This is a genomic window from Streptomyces katrae, assembly GCF_000966975.1.
Classification (GTDB): Bacteria; Actinomycetota; Actinomycetes; order Streptomycetales; family Streptomycetaceae; genus Streptomyces; species Streptomyces katrae.
Genome location: NZ_JZWV01000001.1, coordinates 1 through 1888 on the forward strand (window position 1 = coordinate 1; position 1888 = coordinate 1888).

The following is a 1888-nucleotide window of genomic DNA, read 5'->3' on the forward strand; positions in this document are numbered from 1 at the left end:
GGCCGAACCGGCCGAACCGGCGAGCGGGGCCCCGCGCCCGGCGCGCCGTACGCGCTCGGCGGCCGACGGCTCGGCGAGCCAGGCCGCCCCGCCCGCGGAGGCCGGGCCGGACACGGCGGCCCCGGAGTCCGAGGCCCCGCGCCCCGCGCGGCGTAACCGGTCCGCCTCGGACGGGTCCGTCAGCCAGGCCCCCGCGCCGGAGCCGGAGGCTCCCAGGCGCCCGGCCCCGCGCAGCCCGGACGCGCCCTGGCACAACCCGAAGCCCGCCTTCGACGAGCCCGAGCCCGGCCCCGCGCCCGAGGCGGAGCCCCGCCCGCAGCCCGAAGCCACGCCCGAAGCCCGGCCCGAAGCCGGTCCCGGCACCGACCACGACACCACCGGAGGCGACGCGTGAACGACGTCCTCGACGTCGCCCTGCGACTGATCGTCGTCTTCGCCGTCTTCCTCGTGCTCCCGCTCGTCATCGGGCAGACCGAGCACAAGGTGATGGCGCACATGCAGGGCCGCCTCGGCCCCATGTACGCCGGCGGCTTCCACGGCTGGGCCCAGCTCGTCGCCGACGGCGTGAAGTTCGCGCAGAAGGAGGACATCGTCCCGGCCAACGCCGACCGGCGGATCTTCCAGCTCGCCCCCGCCGTAGCGCTGCTGCCGTACCTCCTCGTCCTCATCGCCATCCCCATCGGCCCCAGCGAGAGCGCCGTCGGCCAGATCATCGACGCCGGCCTCTTCTACGCCCTCGCCGTCATGGGCGTCGGCGTGCTCGGCAGCCTGATGGGCGGCTGGGCCTCCGCCAACAAGTTCTCCCTCCTCGGAGGCCTCCGCACCGCCGCCCAGCTGCTCGCCTACGAGCTGCCGATGCTGCTCGCCGCCGCCTCCGTGGCCATGGCCGCCGGAACGGTGTCGCTGCCCGGCATCGTGAACGCCTTCGAGTGGTGGTGGCTGCCCTGGCAGATCATCGGCGCGCTCGTCTTCTTCACCGCCGGCCTCGCCGAGCTCCAGCGGCCCCCGTTCGACATGCCCGTCGCCGACTCCGAGATCATCTTCGGCGCGTACACCGAGTACACCGGCCTGCGCTTCGCACTGTTCCTGCTCGCCGAGTACGCCGGCATCGTCGTCCTGTGCGCCCTGACCACCGTCCTCTTCCTCGGCGGCTGGCACGGCCCCTTCGGCGGCGACGGCCTCGGCTGGGTGTGGACCCTCCTCAAGACCGCGGTCCTGGCCTTCGTGGTCATCTGGCTGCGCGTGAGCTACCCGCGCCTGCGCGAGGACCAGCTCCAGAAGCTCGCCTGGACCGTACTCATCCCGCTCGCGCTCGCCCAGATCGCGCTCACCGGCATCGTGAAGGTGGCGATCCAGTAATGCCCCCGATCCCCGGATCCGGCCTCGCCAAGGGCCTGGCCGTCACCCTGCGCACGATGACCAAGCGCGCGCACACCGCCCAGTACCCCGAGGTGCAGCCCGAGCTCCCGCCCCGCAGCCGCGGGGTCATCGGCCTGTTCGAGGAGAACTGCACGGTCTGCATGCTGTGCGCCCGCGAGTGCCCCGACTGGTGCATCTACATCGACTCCCACAAGGAGACGGTGCCCGCCGCCACCCCCGGCGGCCGCGAGCGCAGCCGCAACGTCCTCGACCGCTTCGCCATCGACTTCTCCCTCTGCATGTACTGCGGTATCTGCATCGAGGTGTGCCCCTTCGACGCCCTCTTCTGGTCGCCGGAGTTCGAGTACGCGGAGACCGACATCCACGACCTCACCCACGAGCGCGACAAACTGCGCGAGTGGATGTGGACGGTCCCGGCCCCGCCCGCGCTGGACCCCGGCGCCGAGGAGCCGAAGGAGATCGCCGCCGCACGCAAGGCCGCCGAGAAGGCCGAAGCGGCCGCCGCCGC

The 1888-nt window shown here is 73.1% G+C and carries 2 protein-coding genes and 1 pseudogene; all 3 read left to right on the forward strand.

The window, feature by feature from the left end; all coding sequences use genetic code 11:
* Nucleotides 1-394, forward strand: a pseudogene (locus VR44_RS00005) (NADH-quinone oxidoreductase subunit C); the annotation flags it as partial.
* The gene (gene nuoH, locus VR44_RS00010; protein ID WP_045945248.1) at nucleotides 391-1359 is read left to right on the forward strand and encodes an NADH-quinone oxidoreductase subunit NuoH; all 969 of its coding nucleotides are present in this window, start codon (nucleotides 391-393) and stop codon (nucleotides 1357-1359) included. The pseudogene VR44_RS00005 and the gene nuoH, both read left to right, overlap by 4 nt.
* Nucleotides 1359-1888: NuoI/complex I 23 kDa subunit family protein (locus tag VR44_RS00015; protein WP_045945249.1), on the forward strand; the 530-nt coding region annotated here is incomplete at its 3' end. The genes nuoH and VR44_RS00015, both read left to right, overlap by 1 nt.